Source organism: Polaribacter sp. (genome assembly GCF_965660385.1).
Classification (GTDB): Bacteria; Bacteroidota; Bacteroidia; order Flavobacteriales; family Flavobacteriaceae; genus Polaribacter.
The window spans coordinates 1-19205 of sequence record NZ_CBFHZT010000049.1; the positions used below are offsets into that span (position 1 = coordinate 1).

The 19205-nt window shown below is 30.0% G+C and carries 12 protein-coding genes and 1 pseudogene; 9 read left to right on the forward strand and 4 right to left on the reverse strand.

The annotated features are described in order from the left end of the window. Positions 1-91: 91 nt before the first annotated feature. From ACTG3V_RS12655 to rlmB, 8 genes and pseudogenes are all read left to right on the forward strand, one after another. Complete coding sequence (locus ACTG3V_RS12655; protein ID WP_439132539.1) at positions 92-1735, forward strand: ShlB/FhaC/HecB family hemolysin secretion/activation protein; 1644 nt, start codon at positions 92-94, stop codon at positions 1733-1735. A 137-nt stretch (positions 1736-1872) separates the two neighbouring features. Then, a complete protein-coding gene (locus tag ACTG3V_RS12660) occupies positions 1873-5049 on the forward strand; it encodes a SusC/RagA family TonB-linked outer membrane protein (RefSeq protein WP_439132540.1) in 3177 nt (1058 codons plus the stop codon). Positions 5050-5092: 43 nt separating this feature from the next. Then, a complete protein-coding gene (locus tag ACTG3V_RS12665; RefSeq protein WP_439132541.1) occupies positions 5093-6547 on the forward strand; it encodes a RagB/SusD family nutrient uptake outer membrane protein in 1455 nt (484 codons plus the stop codon). Between the two features lie 713 nt (positions 6548-7260). Beyond that, a pseudogene (locus ACTG3V_RS12670) lies at positions 7261-7416 on the forward strand (transposase); the annotation flags it as partial. A 628-nt stretch (positions 7417-8044) separates the two neighbouring features. Then, the gene (locus tag ACTG3V_RS12675; RefSeq protein WP_439132542.1) at positions 8045-11272 is read left to right on the forward strand and encodes a SusC/RagA family TonB-linked outer membrane protein; all 3228 of its coding nucleotides are present in this window, start codon (positions 8045-8047) and stop codon (positions 11270-11272) included. A gap of 15 nt (positions 11273-11287) precedes the next feature. Continuing rightward, positions 11288-12793 (forward strand): RagB/SusD family nutrient uptake outer membrane protein, encoded by a 1506-nt coding sequence (locus tag ACTG3V_RS12680; protein WP_439132543.1) that lies wholly within the window; start codon positions 11288-11290, stop codon positions 12791-12793. Positions 12794-12890: 97 nt separating this feature from the next. After that, entirely contained in the window at positions 12891-13607 is a 717-nt protein-coding gene (locus tag ACTG3V_RS12685) for a hypothetical protein (protein WP_439132544.1), read from the forward strand. Positions 13608-13688: 81 nt separating this feature from the next. Continuing rightward, on the forward strand, positions 13689-14432 hold the full coding sequence (gene rlmB, locus ACTG3V_RS12690; protein ID WP_439132545.1) for a 23S rRNA (guanosine(2251)-2'-O)-methyltransferase RlmB: 744 nt from the start codon (positions 13689-13691) through the stop codon (positions 14430-14432). A gap of 18 nt (positions 14433-14450) precedes the next feature. On the opposite strand, the gene ACTG3V_RS12695 is transcribed toward rlmB, so the two are convergent. After that, positions 14451-15083, reverse strand: coding sequence for a rhomboid family intramembrane serine protease (locus ACTG3V_RS12695; protein ID WP_439132546.1), 633 nt, complete (start codon positions 15081-15083; stop codon positions 14451-14453). A 117-nt stretch (positions 15084-15200) separates the two neighbouring features. Here ACTG3V_RS12695 and ACTG3V_RS12700 point away from each other — a divergent pair, with 117 nt between their 5' ends. After that, positions 15201-16472, forward strand: coding sequence for a replication-associated recombination protein A (locus ACTG3V_RS12700; RefSeq protein WP_439132547.1), 1272 nt, complete (start codon positions 15201-15203; stop codon positions 16470-16472). Here ACTG3V_RS12700 and ACTG3V_RS12705 read toward each other — a convergent pair. The 3 genes from ACTG3V_RS12705 to ACTG3V_RS12715 are packed head-to-tail and all read right to left on the reverse strand — an operon-like array spanning position 16469 to position 19131. Beyond that, positions 16469-17206: a hypothetical protein gene (locus ACTG3V_RS12705; protein ID WP_439132548.1), complete on the reverse strand. Its 738-nt coding sequence runs from the start codon at positions 17204-17206 to the stop codon at positions 16469-16471. The genes ACTG3V_RS12700 and ACTG3V_RS12705 overlap by 4 nt on opposite strands. A gap of 1 nt (position 17207) precedes the next feature. Beyond that, positions 17208-18581, reverse strand: coding sequence for a DUF5723 family protein (locus ACTG3V_RS12710; protein WP_439132549.1), 1374 nt, complete (start codon positions 18579-18581; stop codon positions 17208-17210). Position 18582: 1 nt separating this feature from the next. Further along, positions 18583-19131 (reverse strand): hypothetical protein, encoded by a 549-nt coding sequence (locus ACTG3V_RS12715; RefSeq protein WP_439132550.1) that lies wholly within the window; start codon positions 19129-19131, stop codon positions 18583-18585. Positions 19132-19205 lie beyond the last annotated feature (74 nt).

Genomic DNA, 19205 nt, shown 5'->3' on the forward strand with positions numbered 1-19205 from the left:
TCAAATATCAGTGAGTTATTTTTTCTAAATGATTTTTTAACGAGCAATTTTTAACAATTTCTCTTACTTTTGAGCACTTTATAATTACGGTTTGAAATTTAAATTCTACAATAACTTTTATCTTATTTTTATTTTGTTGGCTTTTAATGGTCTTTTTGCTCAGGATTTATCTTTAGAAATATCTTTTAATGATAAGAATGCTATCAATCTTTTAGATAAAATTAAATACCATAAAAAAAATCATGATTCAATTTCTATCGATGTTGAAATCACTAAAATTTCAAATTATTTAAAAACGAAAGGTTATTTTACACACGTTTTGGACAGTACTATAAAAGACAACAAAAAAGTCAGAGCTTACTTTACCTTATATAATAAGGTTGATAATGTAATTATTAAAGTTAAAAAAGATTATCATTTTCTATTTGAAAACATAAAATCTGATAGTCTTTACATGAAAATAGAAAATCTTCAAAACCTACTTTCGGAAACGTCTGAAAAACTGGAAAAACTTGGAAAATCATTTTCTAAAGTGCGGTTAAAAAATATATCCGTTCAAAAAAAAATATTAATTGCTGATTTAGAGATTTATCAATCAAAAAAAAGATATTTAAATAAGGTTATCATAAAAGGTTATACGAATTTCCCAAAATCATATTTAAAAAACCATTTTAAAATTAACACTAAAACAATATTTAATCAATCAAAAATTAAAGAAATTTCAAATGCTGCCCAAAGCTTAAATTTCATAAAAGTGATAAAACCTCCAGAAATTTTATTTACCAAAGATTCTACACTCTTATACTTGTATTTAAAAAAAATACAAAATAATAGTTTCGATGGTATTATAAATTTTACCTCAAGAGAAAATGGCGAAATATTGTTTACTGGAAATGTTGACTTGAAACTAAACAACACCCTAAATAAAGGAGAGAAATTTGAACTATTTTGGAATAGCATAAGCGAACAAAGTCAAGAGTTTCGATTATTAACTGAGGCTCCTTATTTATTTAATTCTAGATTAACACCTAAGTTATCTTTTACTATTTACAAACAAGACTCTATTTTCTTAAACACAAAGTTCAATGCTGAATTATTTTATAATTTTAATCCAAAATCGAAAATAGCGCTTAACTTCAGTTCAGAATCGTCTGATGCACTTCAAAGTGAAATTACAAATGATATCATTAGTTATAATAATTACTTTTATGGAATAAACTATAGCTACAATATACCAAAAAACGATTACTTTTTAAATGATAAATTTAATTTTGAAATTACACCCAACATAGGAAAAAGGAGAACCGATCAAGAGCTTTTGAATCAATTTAAAGTAGTAGCATCAACCACTTACTTCTGGGATATTAACTCCAGAAGCAGCGTTTACCTAAAAAACAAATCAGGATACTTAAATTCTGACACTTACCTAACCAACGAACTTTTTAGGATTGGCGGACCAAAATCGATTAGAGGGTTTAGTGAACAAAGTATTTTCACAAGAAAATTTACCTACTTTAACTTAGAGTACAGATTTTTAACAAACAACAAATCTTATTTATATACGGTTACTGATTATGGAAACATGAATAACACCAATTTTATTGGTTTAGGATTGGGATATCGTTTTATAAAAAATAAATCTATCATTAATATTAATTCTGTGTTAGGCAACAACAACAATTCCTTTTCATTATCTAAAATCCAATTAAATGTAAATTACGTCACTTTTTTTTAAAAATGTTTAACGTTTTTTGATATCCAATAAACTTTTCATTGCATTTTAACAACTATTAACATTTTTTAACAATTATTATTGGTTCTTTAATTTAATTTCTTGATATTTGAACCAAATTAATTCAAATAAATTAAATAATGAAAACAAAGTTTAAAGGATTTCTAACACTACTCTTGGCGTTAGTTGTGCAAATTACTTTAGCACAAGAAAAGACAGTTTCTGGAACTGTATCTGAAGCATCAGGTCCACTACCTGGTGTTAGTGTTTCCGTAAAAGGAACAGCAAAGGGAACTGAAACTGATTTTGGTGGTAAGTATACAATCAAAGTTAGAAAAGGAGACATTTTAATATTTAGTTACTTAGGTTACAAGAAAACTGAAAAAGTGATTGGAGATACCAATGTTTTAAATGTTACTCTAGAAGAAGATTCAAGTTCTTTAGATGAAGTGGTGGTGGTTGCTTATGGTACACAATCTAAAGCATCTTTAACAGGATCTGTTAGTGTTATTGATGCAAAACAAATAGAAGCTGCAACGTTTTCTAACCCTGTGAAAAGCTTGGAAGGTTTAGTTTCAGGCTTAAGAATTATTCAAGCTGATGGACAACCAGGATCTGACCCTATTATTAGAATTCGAGGATTTGGATCAATAAATGCAGATAGCGCTCCACTTATTGTATTAGATGGGGTACCATATACAGGTAGTTTAAACAGTATAAATCCGCAAGACATTGCATCAACAAGTGTATTAAAAGATGCGTCATCTACCTCCCTTTATGGTAATAAAGCTTCTAATGGAGTTTTATTAATTACAACAAAAAAAGGAAAAAAAAATAGAACACTTGTAAGTGTAGATACTCGAATAGGAATCACACAAAGAGGTGCTAAAGATTACAATGTAATTAAGACTCCTGGAGAATTTTACGAATCTTACCATAGTGTTCTTGCAAACTCAGAATTTTATGCTCAAAGCCAAGCAGGCACCCCTGTTACAATAGCTCAAGCAAGACAAACAGCATCTAACAACCTTATTGGTGCTTTAGGTTACAATTTATATGATGTATCTGATGAAACATTAGTTGACCCATTAACTGGTAAGCTTAATAGTTCTGCTAATCTTTTAGTTAACGATAGGTGGGAAGATGCTTTATTTAGGGATCAAGCAAATTTCAATTCTACAAACGCCAATATATCTGGGGGTTCAGACAATATAACATATTACTTTTCTTTAGGTACAGAAAATAATAATGGATACACTGTAGGTAGCAGTTTTAAAAGACACACTACACGTCTAAAAGTTAGTGCTGATAAAATTGCGAATGTTTTATCATTATCAGGAGATGTTTCATACGCAAAATCCTATAGTCAATTTGTACCAGGTGATGGAGGGAGTACTTTTTCTAATGCTTTCTTTTGGACCAGAAGAATTGCACCTGTTTTTCCAGTTTATCAATATGATGCTAATTGGAATCCAATTTTAGACCCAAATAATCCAGGAGGAAGAGCTTATGACTTTGGTGTTCCTCAAGATTTTGGGGGAGGTAATATTAGAGGTCCAAGAAATTATGCTCCAGGTGAGCATCCTTTAGCAGTAATAGAAAACACAACAGAAACTACTGAAAGAGATAATTTTAATATTGCTTTTAGAGCTAAGATTGATCTACCATTTGATATAAAATTTGAGTATGTAGCAAATCTATTAACCGAAATAGATAAAGGCACTGATTTTACTAGACCAGGTGCTGGTGCTTTCGCAGCCTCTCAAAATGGATTATTAACAAACAATAGAAATAATTTCTCAGCATTTACAAATCAACAACTTTTAACTTGGAAAAAAGATTTTGGTCGTCATAGTTATGATGTTCTACTTGGACATGAAACCTATGAAGAAAAATTCACTACTTTAAGTCTTACAAAATATAATATTGTTGGAGGTTTTAGTCCAATATTAGATAATACTTCTAAATATATTAGCGCCAGCAATTACAATACAAAATATACCACAGAAGGTTATTTCTCGAGATTTATTTACGGGTTAGATAATAGTTATTATCTAAATGTAACAGGTAGGTATGATGCATCTTCTGTATTTGATCCAAGTGTTCGTTGGGGTACATTCTGGTCTACAGGTGCTTCTTGGGTTATTAGTAACGAAGATTTCATGAAAGATATTTCCAATACAATTACTTATGCAAAATTAGCAGCTAACTACGGTACAACTGGTAATGACAGAATATTTTATCCAGGTGCAGGAAGAAATTTTGTAGCTTATGAAGATCAGTATTTAGTTGATGAAAACAATGAAGAATTAACTGCCCAACTACTATATCTAGGAAATGACGAATTAACTTGGGAAAAATCAGCTAGCTTTGATATTGCTTTAGAAATGAACTTATTAAACAGAGTAAACTTATCTTTAGGGTATTACAATAAAACCACTAACGATCTTTTATTTAATACACCACTTCGTGTTTCTTCAGGAAACCCATCAATACCAGAAAATATTGGTTCAATGATAAACAGTGGTATTGAAGTTGAAGCTTCTTGGGATGCTGTCAAAAAAGAGAAAATTAATGTGAACATTAATGCAAACCTTTCTACCATAAATAACGAAATCACAAAACTTCCTGTTGGGCGAGATTCAATTCAGAGCGGAAACTTTCGAAGAGTTGTGGGTAGAAGTATATTTGACTATTACATGAGAAAATCTGCTCCTATTAACCCTGAAAATGGAAATGCAAGATGGTATAAAGTAGATCCAGCTACAGGTGAAGATGTAATTACAGAAGTATTCTCTGAAGCAGACAGGTATTTCTTAGATAAAAAAGCAATACCAGCTATAACTGGTGGTTTTGGAACTAATGTTTTAATAGGAAAATTTTCGTTGGCCGTACAATTTGCCTACCAATTAGGAGGTTATGGTATAGATAATGAATATTTCGGACTATTAGGAGCAACTACGAATGTTACCAATTTCCCAGACTATGATAAAACTTGGACTGTAGATAATCAAACAGCAAGTTTACCAAGGGTAGACCCGCTAGAACCAGATCAATATAGGGTAACCGACATGCGATTGGTAGATCAAAGCTACCTAAGTATTAGTAATATAAATATTGGTTATATATTCCAAAACGATGCAATAAAAAAATATAATATAGATAGTATTAGACTATATGGTACCGTAAATAATGGTTTCTTGTTATATAGTGCAAGACAAGGTTATGACCCGCGTTTAAATTCAGTAGGACAATCTTCAGCTGAATTTGGTGCTAATAGAACCATATCAATGGGATTAAACATAAAACTTAATTAAAAATAATATTATGAAACGAAATAATTTTTTTAAAATAAAACAAATGAAATACTTCGCCTTGCTTTTTATTGCAGTGCTAGGAAATTCATGTGGAGATTTAGATCAAAGTTTTGAAGACGAAAGATACTTAACACGTTCTCACTTTAATGAAATTTCAGCAGCCGGAGGTACTGTTGGAATAGAAGCTATAGATGGAGCTATTTTATCTTATTTTAGAGATGGAGAAGGAGGAGAAATTGAATTCGGTATTAAAGCCATTGATCTTGGAATGGATTTAAGAAGTAATGATATTGACATGAGCAGAAGTACTTGGTTTGGTGCTTGGAATAGATATGATAATACAATCTTAACAAGTGGAGATAATGATTTTATTTGGACATTTTTTTATAGAATAATTAAAGACGCTAACGAAGTTATTAATTTAATTCCAGACAATGTTACTGATGAAAATGTACTTGCTTTTAAACATAAAGCATATGCATATAGAGGTATTGCTTATTTTTATTTATTAAGAATATACCAACATACAAAAGCAGCCGATTCAGAACTATCTATTCCATTTAATAATGGTGCAGAATTAGGATCTCCAAAAGCACCTGTGGGAGATGTAAAAAAACAAATACTAGACGACCTAAATTTAGCTTATGAAGGTTTAAAAAACTACAGTAGACCAAGTGTCGAAATAGTTGATGCCAATGTGGTTGCTGCTTACTTAGCAAGATATCATTTAACATATGAAAATTGGGCTGAAGCAGAAAATTTTGCTGATATTGCAATGAATGTAGGATCTTTAAGTACAGATGTAATGCATGGTTTTGATGAACTTTCTCTATCAGAGACAATATGGGGTGCAGAAGTAACCGCTACAACATCTGAAGTATACCAAACTTTCTTTTCTCATATAAGTCAAATAAACGATGGATATAGTGGATGGAATCATTTTAAAACTGTAAATTCAAACTTATACGATATGATTCCTGATACTGATAGGAGAAAACAATGGTTTGCAGACCAAGAATACCCTTCTGGAGTAATAATTGTACCAGGCACATGGCCGCATTATAATATCACACCTAAATACACAAGTCTAAAATTTATTGCACAACCAGGACCAGGTGTATTTATTGGAGATTATATTTATTTAAGAAACGCCGAATTTTACTTAACTAAGGCAGAAGCATTAGCAAAACAAGGTAAGGAAGCAGAAGCTCAACAGGTATTGTTTGATTTGAATACCACTAGAGATGATGCATACGTAAAATCTTCAAATACTGGTCAGTCTCTAATAGATGAAATTTTAATGTATCGTAGAATTGAATTGTGGGGAGATGGTTTAGCTTCTTTTGATATGGCAAGAAATGGTGTTGGGCTTAATAGAAAAGACGGGAGAGAGAATTTAGTTCAGCCAGGAGCTGATCTTATTATACCAGCTTTAGATCCTAAGATGATTTTTGAAATTCCACAAAGAGAAATTGACGGAAACCCAGATATCAATTAATTCTTTTTTGTAAGTTAATTTAAATATAAAGCCAGTGAATTAAATCTCACTGGTTTTTTTGTAATATATGATTTTCAAATTTTAAATTTTTAGAATAAAAAAACACTATAAACTTTAAAATCAAACCTAAACATAACAAGTATATAAATAAAACTTCAAAAATATTTAAACCCTGAATTTATCATCTTAACAACAATAAAATTTTTTTAAATATACATAATCATATATTAAAGCAGTTTTGATTTAAAAATGAAAGTTAATGAAAGAAAATCAAAAAATCTAAACAATTAAATCCTCTTATAATTAGTTAAATATAAAAATGATTCTTATGACTTATAAAACTTTAAATTATTAAATTCTTAATCTTGAATATTTTATAAACAAATTTGATCCACTGTTAACAAAAACTGTATTTGAAATATTTCATTTCCTAAATATTTAATAGAAAATTAAAAATAAGTAAAAGTTCAGAAATGACTACATAATTATTTTCTATCCAAAGTCATATGACAATTTAAAACATTGTTTCCTATATAAAAACCCAAAAAACTTGATGATTAACTTTCTTTTTTTTTCTTAAAATGGATTTGTTAAACTAAAAATCAATTAGTATCATCTTTAGCTTTCTATTTAAAACTTTTTTGATTAAAATGAATATAATAGTATACAAATTCTAAAAATCTTAAAAAAAACTATAACAGAGAAAAAAACAATATTTTTTTTTCAAAGAATTACAGAAAAAAAGTTATGCAACACTAGGCTTGTTTTATAAACTTAAATTACATTTAGTTAGCAATAACAAGTGGTGTATTATTGATTTTTATATCACTAAAACAAATGCGAAGAATAAACATTCTCTTAAAAAATAAACATTTTAATAATACAATATTTCTTGTTTAGAGATTTTTATATACGAGTTTATTTGTTAATTTGTTTATTAAAAGTATTCATTTAGCAAACAAATTAAGAAAAATTATGAAGAAAAAAGAGCAATTATAGAAACTATAAACGATGTGTTAAAAAATTTGTCAAATAGAGCATTTTAGACATCGCTTTTTTAATAGCTTCTTAGGAAATTTAATAACAGTATTAAGAGCTTATTCATTACTTGAAAAGAAAATTGGTATTAAAATTGAAAGATTTTTAACAAAATATCGGAATAAGTTAAGTTGTACTCTTTTTAAATTAATATTACAGGATAAACCTTAAAAGGTAAGTCCCATAAAACTTTTCTAACTCATTGAAATAATTAAAAATTATTTATAAATCTCAAAAAAACATTTTACAAAGTCTTTAAAAAAAACCACTTTAAATTATAAATAGATAATTTTTAGACTGAATAACTTTGTAAATAACTAAAGTACACTGAGGCATTGGTGTTAAGTATATATTGTTTCAATTATTTTAGCATATATTAAACAAAAAAAAGGTTAAATAAGTTGTCTAATTAACTTTATTTTAAGACTTTTGAAATTAATTAATTCAAATAATTATAAAATGAAGACAAAGTTTAATGGAATTTTAACGCTATTACTGGCGTTGGTAGTGCAAATATCCTTTGCACAAGAAAAAACTGTTTCTGGAACAGTATCTGATGAATCAGGTTCTTTACCAGGGGTAAGTATTTTAATTAAAGGTACTTCAAAAGGTACTGAGACTGATTTTGATGGGAAATACTCAATAAAAGTTTCTCAAGGAAGTGTGCTTGTATTCCGTTCATTAGGATACAAAATGACAGAGATTACTGTTGGAAGCTCTGATGTCATTAATGTTAAAATGAAAGAAGATGCAAATGTTTTAGATGAAATTGTAGTTGTGGGTTATGGAACAACTACAAAAAAATCATTTACAGGAACAGCTAGTGTTGTTAATAACGAAAATATCGAAGCAAAGGCAGTTTCAAATGTTGCACAAGCATTAATTGGTGAAGCTTCAGGTGTTGCTGTAACCAGAACAAATGGTAGACCAGGTGCTAGTGCTACAATTAGAATTAGAGGTTTTAGTTCTATTGAAGGTAACAGTGCACCTTTATATGTTGTTGATGGTGTTCCTTTTTCTGGAGACATCAATGCTATTAATCCTAATGACATTGAATCTACTACAATTTTGAAAGATGCATCTGCAACAGCTATTTATGGTGCTAGAGGTGCGAATGGTGTAGTTTTATTAACTACAAAAAAGGGAACCGTGGGTAAAAGTACTGTTGAATTTGATTTTCAATCTTCTATCAATAGTAGAACATTACCATTTTACGACCTTATAGAAAATGAAGAAGAATACATCGAGACTGTTTATGATGGTCTTAGAAACACTTCAGAATTTGAAGGTCGTGCCAATCCTTCACAGTTTGCTTTAGATAACTTATTCTCTGACAGAGCTGTTGCACCTTTATACAACATGTGGAATGTTGCTGATGGGAATGAGCTTATTGACCCAGCTACTGGAAGAGTAAGAAGTGGTGTAACCAGAAAATTTACACCAACAAATTGGAGAGATGTTGGTTATAGAGATGGTATTAGAAATGAGATGAACTTTAAAACATCTGGTGGTACTGATAAAACAAGACATTATTTCTCTTTAGGTTATTTATCTGATGAAGGGTACATTGCTCAATCTCAATTTGACAGATATTCTGCAAGACTTAACGTAACGTCTACACCTGTAGAAAGAGTTAAAATTGCAACTAATTTAGATTATTCTTACAGTGAATACAATGATGCTACTGGTTATGGTGGTGGTGTAACAACTTACATGTTAGATTTTACACCAACTATTTATCCTTTATATCTTAGAGATACAAATGGTGATATTGTATTAAATCCAAATACAGGTGAACCATTTTATGATTTTGGAGACAATTCAGCAGGTAATGCTCGTGACTTCTCTGCAACTTATAACGGAGTGGGTGAAGCTATTTACAACATTGTAAGAACAAAAAGACACAATGTAAATGCAAATATTAACGCTACTGTTGATATACTTGAAGGATTAACATTTGAAACTACATATGGTATGAATTACTATGGTAGTAATTTTGATCAAACAAGAAACTCTCTTCAAGGTAGCCAAGGTGTTGCTTTAGGTGGTACTCTTTTTAAATCTAACACCACATATGTATCTCAAAACTTCAATCAAATTTTAAGATACAAAACACAGTTTGGCGAAGACCACAATTTCAATATGTTAGTGGCTCATGAATCATTTGTTGATAAAATTGAAGACTTTAACCTTAATAAAAAAGGAATTGTTAATTTAAATCCAAATGCTGCTGCAGTTCCAGAAAATTATTTGGATCAAAATGGAGTATCTACAGGATCAATTACTGATACCTCGTTAGAAAGTTACTTTACTCAAGCTAACTATAATTATGCAAATAAGTACTATATCTCTGGTACTTTAAGAAGAGATGGATCTTCAAGATTTTTTAGAAACAAATGGGGAACATTCGGGTCTGTTGGTGCAGGTTGGATTGCTAGTGAAGAAGCATTCTTAAGTTCATCAAAAGTTATTAACTTCTTAAAGCTTAAAGCTAGTTATGGTGTTTTAGGAGATCAAGGAAACGCTGCTTTTGCAGGTCAACTTGGTTTTAACATAGAAAACCTTTTAGGACAACCTTCTTTGGCTCCAAGAGCTGTAGTAGATCCAGATATTACTTGGGAATCTAGTGAACAATTTCAAGTAGGTGTTGAAGTAGAATTTTTTGACGGTAGAATTCAGGCTGATTTAGATTATTATACGAAGACGACTGATAATTTATATGTAAATAAAAGATTACCACCTTCTACTGGTGATGCAATAATCCTTACAAACGATGGGTCATTAGTAAACAAAGGTTTTGAATTTAATGTAACTGGTAACATTATTAGAAGTCAAGATTTCAAATTATCATTAAACGTAAATGGTGAAATGTTTAATAACGAAATCACTAGAATGCCTATTGAAAACGCAACAGGTGAGCCTAAAGTTATTAACATAGATGGTCAATTTGCACAATCACTAGGACGTAGTATTTATGACTATTATATTAGAGAATGGGCTGGTGTAGACCCTGCTAATGGAGACCCAATGTGGATTGAAAATTGGTCTGACGCAAACAATAATGGACAATACGATAGTGGTGAAGGTATTCAAGATATGTTAGTTTTTACTGCAGACAATCCTGATGCAGTTATACAAGATAGAGTAACTTACACATATGCCAATGCTACAAGAAAATATGTTGGTAAATCAGTTATACCAACTGTTAGAGGTGCCTTTAGATTAAATAGCTCATTCAAAGACTTTTCTTTAATGGCTCAATTTGGTTACAGTTTAGGCGGTTATGGTTATGACCAACAATATGCAAACCTTATGACTAATAGTAGAGTAGGTACATCAAGTTGGCATACAGATATGAGACAAAGATGGATGGAACCAGGAGATATAACAGGTGTTCCAAGATTGTACTCAAATGAAAACGTTCAAGTTGTTTCATCTTCTACAAGATTTTTAACCAGTTCAGATTATTTATCATTAAATAATGTTAGATTGGGATACAATGTACCATCTCAATACTTAACAAAGATAGGTTTATCTGCAGTAAATTTATGGGTATCTGGAGACAACCTATTTGTATTAACTGCTAGAGATGGATACAATCCTACAACCTCTTTAACAGGTACATCTGGTAGATATACCTACAACCCAATATCTAATTATACATTAGGTGTAAGAGTTAAATTTTAATAAAACTTTTTAATTATGAAAAAAACAAAATATATAATAGCAATCGTTGCAAGTCTTATTCTTACTTCTTGTAGTGATGATTTCTTAGATCAAAGGCCTACGAGTTTTATTTCTAATGAAGATTTAGGTGAAACTGCCTTAATTAACCCTGAAATTGTTGAGGGTAACTTAAGAGGTATTTACAATCAAATGGTAACAGCCTATATTGGTGGTACAGATAGACAAGAAGATTTTGGTCACAAATCATTTGATTTGATGAGTGATTTATTATCGAGTGATTTAGCACAAGTTGGTGCAAGTTATAATAGATTCGTTGGTTTAGCCAACTATATATGGACCGAAGATAACACTATTACCCTACCAAATTATACGGCTTGGAGATTTTACTATAGAATCATAAATAGTGCTAATTTAATTATTGCAGCTAATGGTGGTAATGACATTATTCCAGAATCAGATGCTGTAAAAGGTGTAGTAGGACAAGCTAAAACCATTAGAGCATTTGCTTATTTTTACTTAAGCCAATACTATGCTATAAAATATGATCCAAGCGCAGAAATTTTACCAATTTATATTAATCCAGGTGAGCCAGGAAAACCAAAATCGCCAATGAGTGATGTTTATGATCAAATTATAAATGACTTAGAATCTGCTATCAATTTTATGAATGGTTACCAAAGACCTAACAAAGCATCTATAAATCAAAATGTAGCTAAAGGAATTTTAGCTTATGTTTATGCTTCTATGGGTAATAAAAATGCAGAAGCTAGACAATTAGCTGATGAAGTAATCAACTCTGGTGAATTCACAATGATGGATGCTGACGAAGTTACCGGTGGTTTTACCTCTTTAAGCACTCCAGGATGGATGTGGGGATTTGATATAACAGTTGCAAACGATTTAGGTTTAGTTTCTTGGCATGGTTTCATGGACTATTATAGTTATTCTTACCAAGCAGTTGGTAATTATAGAGGAATTGACAGAGGACTTTATGATAGAATTGATGATAAAGATATCAGAAAAACTCAGCATGGTGACCCTCGTCCTGACGTTTTCGCTGTTGGTCAAGCTCCTTTGATTCCAGCGCAAAAATTTTATAACCTAAATAAAGTAGCTTTCGGACAATTGCCTATTACAGATGATTATGTTTACATGAGAGTTACTGAAATGTATTTATTGTCTGCAGAAATGAGTGCTGTTGAAGGTAATGACGCTGCTGCAAGAGCTAGATTAAAAGAAGTTTTAGCAAACAGATTCTCTGATCCTGCTGATTACGCTTATGTAGATGGTTTGTCTGGTCAAGCTCTTGTAGATGAAATTGTTTTTCAAACTAAGATTGAATTTGTTGGTGAAGGTAAAAGTTACTTATTAATGAAGAGAAGAAAGTTAACAAATACTAGAGGTAGTAATCACTTAAACAGAGCTGGTGAAAGTATTTCTTATGACGATCCAAAAGTTACTTTCGCTATACACCAAAGAGAATTAACAGATAACCCTAATATTTCTGACGGTAACAAATAACATATGGTATACGTAAGCATACTAAATCATTAATTTATTAATCACTACTTATATTTATAATTAAGGTAAGTAGTGATTATTTAATTCAATCCAAATTATGAAAAACAAGATATTATATTTTTTAACACTTATTGTTCTTACAACTTTTACTAGTTGTGAGGAAGCAGCTGAGCCAACAGGTATATCCTTTATTACGTTTAGCACACCTTCTGAATCTTTTATAATAGATGAAGGTACAACCTTAAATACTGAATTTAAGATATATACAGCAACTAACGTGGGTTCTGATACAACTTTAGATTTAAATGTTACTACAACTTTAGATGCTGCCAACTATACGTTACCTGCAACTGTAACCATGCCAGCAAATTCTAATGAGGTAACAGTAAGTCTTTCAATCACTGAAAATAATCTAGACAAAATTAACGGTGAAACATTATCAATAAGTTTCTCTAGCCCAGATGGGTTTTATAGTGGATCTACTACTTTAGATATTGTTGTAAATGTGTTCTGTCCTTCTGCTATTGCAGGTTCTTATGTGTATGGTGATGGTAATGGAAAAGCTGCAACTATTAGTGCAGGTAATGGTGTAAATAATTTTATTGTTAGTGGCGATAACGGTTTTGGTACTGATTATCCTTTTTACATTAATGATCAATGTGGTTCAATTACTGTAACTGGAGGTGTATTACCTGATGACTTTGGTATTCCTAATTCTGGTACTGGAACTGTGCAAGCAAATGGAGATATTGTTATAACCTATACAGTAGATGGTTATTTTGCTGATAGAACAATGACTTTGGTAAAACAATAAACAGTACATTCTTATAATTAAACAACCACCTTTTTTAGTAAAGGTGGTTTTTTTATGTTTATATTTATCTAACTTTGCATTATGACCACAGAAACTACAAATATTTTCGGAATAAGAGCCATTATAGAAGCCATAGAAAGTGGCTCTTCAATTAATAAAATTTACTTGCAAAAAGGATTAAGAGGCAATCTTTTTTATGAATTAGATAAAGTTATAAAACAAAATAAAATAGCGACAAGTACTGTACCTGTTGAAAAACTGAATAGATTATCTAAAAACAATAACCATCAAGGTGCAGTTGCACAAATATCACCTATAGAATTTTTTGATTTAGAAGAATTATTAGAAAAAACTCTAGAGTCTGATAAAACTCCTTTATTCTTAATTTTAGATCAACTCTCTGATGTAAGAAATTTTGGTGCGATTATTAGAACTGCAGAGTGTACTGGCGTTAATGGTATAATCATACAAAAAAATGGAAGTGCACCTGTTAATGCAGAAACTATAAAAACATCAGCAGGAGCTGCATTTAAAGTGCCCATTTGTAAAGTAGATCATATTAAAGATGCCCTATTTTTATTACAAGCATCAAACATAAAAACAGTTGCTGCTACTGAAAAAACAGAAAATTCAATTTATGACATCAATTTTAATCAACCTTTAGCCATAATTATGGGTTCTGAACACAGAGGAGTGAATCCATCTGTATTAAAAATGGTGGATTATAAAGCAAAATTACCTTTATTTGGAGAAATAGCATCTTTAAATGTATCTGTTGCATGTGGTGCTTTTTTATATGAAACAGTGAGACAGCGTATTAAATAGTCCATGGAAATAGTTAAATTAATGTAAATCTTCTGTAGACTCATCGTCTAATTTAGGCGGATTAAAATTTCCTTCTTCATCAAAGTATGAATCAAATTCTGTTTCAATAAATTGGTGTTCCTGCCTAGTTATACCATTTCTTCTAAACACGATTGCTAAAATAAAACCAACTATAAAACCAGATAAATGTCCTTCCCAAGACATGCCTTCTTTAATGGGTAAAACATACCAAACCATGCTACCATATAGAAAAATTATTATTAAAGACTGTGCTACAAGTCTGTAATGTTTTCTTATCAGTCCACTAAAAAAAACGAAACTAAAAAGCATATAAACAATACCACTGGCACCAATATGATAAGCATTCTGTGCAATAGCCCATGTTAAAACGCCTGTAAAGAAACCTCCTAAAATCAACGTCTTATAGGCTATATCTTTATAAAAATAAAAAAGGCTAGCTAAAAGTACAAATAAAGGTATAGAATTATTAAAAAGATGACTTGGATTGCTGTGAATAAAATGAGTTAAAAAAACACCTCTAAAGCCCTTGAGACTTCTAGGGTAAACACCATATTTGTTAAAGTTAAATCCAAATTGAATTTCTATCCAATAAATTATCCAAATTAAGGAAACATAAACAATAGGAATCAAAAAAATTGATTTTGATATTTTTAGTTGATTTTCTTCATTCATAAAAGCAAAATAACAAAAATCTAACCAAATTACATTTTTACGAATTCTGTCAGAAATCTTTATTATTTTTACCCAATGAATGAACCTTTGGCAGAACGAATTAGACCTAAAACTCTCGAAGATTATATAAGTCAACAGCATTTGGTTGGTAAAAATGGTGTACTCACCAACTTAATTCAAAAAGGTATTATTCCATCATTAATATTTTGGGGTCCACCAGGTATTGGTAAAACAACCCTAGCCAATATAATTGCCAATGAATCTAATAGACCATTTTATACACTAAGCGCCATAAGTTCTGGCGTAAAAGACGTAAGAGATGTTATAGATAAAGCAAAAAAAAGCGGTGGTTTGTTTACCACCAAAAATCCTATTTTATTTATTGATGAAATTCACAGGTTTAGCAAATCGCAACAAGACTCTTTACTTGGTGCTGTAGAAAAAGGCTGGGTAACATTAATTGGTGCTACCACAGAAAACCCAAGTTTTGAAGTAATACCTGCCTTACTTTCTAGATGTCAGGTGTATATTTTAAACTCTTTTGATAAAAACGATTTGATAGCTTTATTAAAAAGAGCTATGGAAAAAGATGCGTTTTTAGCCACTAAAAAAATTATGTTAAAAGAAACTGATGCACTATTGCAGGTTTCTGGTGGTGATGCTAGAAAACTCTTAAATATTTTTGATTTATTAGTTTCTACAGAAAATGAAATAGAAATTACCAACAAACTTGTTTTAGAAAAAATTCAGAAAAATACAGTTAGATATGATAAAACTGGAGAGCAACATTACGATATTATTTCTGCTTTTATAAAATCAATACGAGGAAGTGACCCAAATGGAGCTGTATATTGGTTGGCAAGAATGATTGAAGGTGGAGAGGATGTAAAATTTATTGCACGTAGATTAGTAATTGCTGCATCTGAAGATATTGGAAATGCAAACCCTACTGCATTAATTTTAGCCAATAGTACTTTTCAGGCTGTTTCTATTATAGGTAACCCAGAATCTCGAATTATTTTAAGTCAATGTGCGGTTTACTTGGCAAATTCACCTAAAAGTAATGCTTCTTATATGGCAATAAATACAGCCCAACAAGTAGTTAAAGAAACTGGAGATTTATCAATACCCTTACATTTAAGAAATGCACCAACCAAATTGATGAAAGATTTAGACTATGGCAAAAATTATAAATATGCACATGATTACACAAACAATTTTGTAGATCAAGAGTTTTTACCAAATGAAATTTCTGGAACTAAATTTTATGAACCTGGTGAAAATTCTAGAGAAAAACAGTTTAGAGAAATTTTAAAGAGTAGATGGAAAAACAAATATGAGTATTAAAACTTAACATCATATACTAATTGCTGTAATTGATTATCTTGATAAAATTCGGCAATCCACTTCTCTCCTACTTTATATAAAATTCCATTTTTACCATTTATAATAAAAACGTCTTTTAAATTTGTTTGTAAAACTTTATAAACTACTTCTGGTTTGGTGTTTACCAATTGAAATCCGTTTTCAATAGCTTGCGCATAAAGTACTTTTAAAGCAGGTGAAACAACATTTACATTTTTAGTGATGTCTTGTTGTTTATTTTTTGAAACTGTAATTACCTGTTTGTTGTCGTCTTTATTGCTTAAAAAAGCATTATTATCAAAATCTTCAATAGTATTGAAAGCATTTCTAATAGCTTCATGATACGCGTTTTTATAATCTTTTATTTTACTTTTACCTACTTTAGAGGTATAGACTACTTTACCAGAGCAATCAGAAAAATCAATTCTATTTTTAGTGGTAAGCATATTAGACTCATCAGTAACTTTAGCCATTAAAAACGCACACCTATTATTCTTAATTTCTTCTGGCAAAGTTTCTCCTTCAAGATACACTTTAAATCCTTTTTTCTCTAATAGAAATTTAGTTAAAGAACTCGTTTGAAATTGATCTGGTTTTTTTAAAAAATCAAATTTATTGGCTACTATAATATATTTATATTTCTCTAAATTATTTTTTTGACTATAAATAGATAAACTCATTAAAAGTAATAGCAGTATACTTATTTTTTTTAGCATTTTAATTAAATATTAAATTGAAACCTACTTGTAAAGATAAATGATTTGAAGAAGATAAATTATTATACGATAAAATATTATCGACCATAGTAAACATATTAAATTTACCCAACTGGGCTGAAATGCCAGCACCAATATTTGCTAAAGAAAAATCATCTACAGTATAAGTGAATTTGGTAAATATTTTTTTGGTTAAAGCCTTCTCGTAAAACCCTGTGAGTGCCAGTTGAGAACCTGTGGGTCTTAATACACTATACAATTGCAAACCAACTGCATCTGTAAAAAAGTCTTTATATGTATAATCATAACAACGTCTGCTCTTTTTTTCACCAAATCTATATTTTAAAGCTGCATTAATTTTTGTAGGTCTCCAAGAAAAATAAGAATTTTGATTTTCAGTAGTTGGTAAATCTCTTCTAAAACGTCTGTTTAACGCATCCCAATAATTAGAATTATTGGTATTAAACAATAAATCAACTCCTTCAAAACTAAAGTTACCTTCTACTTTAGTATTTTTGATATTACTTTTATGATATACAAAACCAAGATCGAGTATACTTGCAGAAAACTCTAATTGAGGTGATATTTTACGAAAAACACCAAAGTCAAAACCAATACCCATATTAGAACCCAAAAAAGTATTGCCAAAATATTTACCAAAATCATCTATATATTCTTCTGTTCCAGTATCTATTAAACCAGCAGTTCTAGACGCTAAGTTGATGTTATTAAAATAATGGGTAAATAAATTATTTGTACCTTCTGCTGTAGTAAACGTACCTGTATTGTTATTTGTTTCAATATGTAATGCAGATGAATACATTTTAAATCGTAAACCTAATCTTAGATTTTCATTAACCTGTTTTGCCAAGCCAATATGCAGTACCCCTAAAAATTCGGCATTAAAGTTAATTTGCGAAACCATAAAGTTTTTGTTGAGATATGCATTGTTGCCTTCAGTAATTAAGGTCACCAAGTCTTTTGGATAATATCCTATAAGCTCTAATTCTTCATAAAACCCAAAACTTAAATATAAGCTATCATTTAAACGAAAACCAGCATTTAATACTTCTATTTGAGTATTTAATGTTAAAAAATCTTTACTTGTTAAGTGTTGTAATGCTTTAGATATTTTATCATTTATATGTATACCATCTTCAGCAAAAATATCTGTCAAAACAAAACCTGTGGAACTTGCATCAAAGGAAATACCAGATAAAAGAGGAAAACCGATATGAAATTTATAATTTGTTTCACTAGCCGGATTTAATAATAATGTTTGTGGTAGTTCTGCAAAATCATATAATACTTGTTTATTTTGAGCTATACTTTGATGCAACCAAAAAAAGCATAAAAGAATGCATAATTTTTTCATACTAAAAATCTGTTGCTATGAATAAAGTAACCGAAGATTTAAATTCAAATTCACTTGTATCAAGGGGATTCATTGGTTTACCTGTATTTTCTAACGAGGCAATGATTCTTACTTTTGTTGCTGTAAAAATATCTGGATTAGAGGCTAAAATAATTTCTTCTTCATAAGCAGGTGGATTTAAATCTCTACGTTCTATGAATATTGAACTAAAATTATATACCACATCATCACTACTATTTAACAAATCAATCTTAATATTTGCACCTCTATCAAATTCATTTTTAAATGTTGCATTAAAAACCATTTTAACGACATTATCTGAAATAATACTATCTTGAAATAAATCGAACTCAGTAATATCTTGCCTGCTATTTTGTTGCACACCATTGCTATCAAAAAACTGAGAAGGTTGAACACTAAAAAATGTTAAAGAAGATGTTAATATGGGTTGTAAAACATAATCTTTGATTTGTGAAAAGTTTAAATTTTCTGCACAACTTGTAAGTAACAGAAAACCAAGAAGTACACTTGCTTTTTTTAAGGGGTTCATAATAATATCTAATAATTCTTCGAATTAACGAAAAAAACATCAAAGATATTGTTTAATCTCTAAAAGTGATGAAA

Excerpts from the sequence above, each read along its gene's own strand:
- ACTG3V_RS12665 (WP_439132541.1), top strand. The coding sequence starts at position 5,093 with ATGAAATACTTCGCCTTGCTTTTTATTGCAGTGCTAGGAAATTCATGT.
- ACTG3V_RS12700 (WP_439132547.1), top strand. The coding sequence starts at position 15,201 with ATGAATGAACCTTTGGCAGAACGAATTAGACCTAAAACTCTCGAAGAT.
- ACTG3V_RS12685 (WP_439132544.1), top strand. The coding sequence starts at position 12,891 with ATGAAAAACAAGATATTATATTTTTTAACACTTATTGTTCTTACAACT.
- ACTG3V_RS12715 (WP_439132550.1), bottom strand. The coding sequence starts at position 19,131 with ATGAACCCCTTAAAAAAAGCAAGTGTACTTCTTGGTTTTCTGTTACTT.
- ACTG3V_RS12680 (WP_439132543.1), top strand. The coding sequence starts at position 11,288 with ATGAAAAAAACAAAATATATAATAGCAATCGTTGCAAGTCTTATTCTT.
- ACTG3V_RS12675 (WP_439132542.1), top strand. The coding sequence starts at position 8,045 with ATGAAGACAAAGTTTAATGGAATTTTAACGCTATTACTGGCGTTGGTA.
- rlmB (WP_439132545.1), top strand. The coding sequence starts at position 13,689 with ATGACCACAGAAACTACAAATATTTTCGGAATAAGAGCCATTATAGAA.
- ACTG3V_RS12710 (WP_439132549.1), bottom strand. The coding sequence starts at position 18,581 with ATGAAAAAATTATGCATTCTTTTATGCTTTTTTTGGTTGCATCAAAGT.
- ACTG3V_RS12660 (WP_439132540.1), top strand. The coding sequence starts at position 1,873 with ATGAAAACAAAGTTTAAAGGATTTCTAACACTACTCTTGGCGTTAGTT.
- ACTG3V_RS12705 (WP_439132548.1), bottom strand. The coding sequence starts at position 17,206 with ATGCTAAAAAAAATAAGTATACTGCTATTACTTTTAATGAGTTTATCT.